Source organism: Winogradskyella ouciana, assembly GCF_009709615.1.
GTDB lineage: Bacteria > Bacteroidota > Bacteroidia > Flavobacteriales > Flavobacteriaceae > Winogradskyella > Winogradskyella ouciana.
Genome location: NZ_WJYA01000196.1, coordinates 1 through 256, shown reverse-complemented (window position 1 = coordinate 256; position 256 = coordinate 1). Strand labels below are relative to the sequence as shown.

Annotated in this window: 1 pseudogene; it reads right to left on the bottom strand. The window is 44.1% G+C overall.

The window, feature by feature from the left end:
- Nucleotides 1-256, bottom strand: a pseudogene (bacG, locus tag F1003_RS18965) (NADPH-dependent reductase BacG); the annotation flags it as partial.

Genomic DNA, 256 nt, shown 5'->3' with positions numbered 1-256 from the left:
ATCGGGACGTCTGAGGCAATCCGTTCTTCTGCTTCCGCTTTAGAAATGCCGTTTTGCTTCATGACATTCTTGACGAATTGGTGATAACGGTCTGTGGCGATAAATCCGGGATTCAGACAGTTGACAGTAATATGAAAAGGCGCAAGCTGAATGGAGATGTTTTTGCTGGCATTAATTAAAGCGGCGTTCATCATGCTGTTGGTAAACATATTGGCGCCGGGTTCTTTCCATAGGTTTCCGACGATATTAATGATTC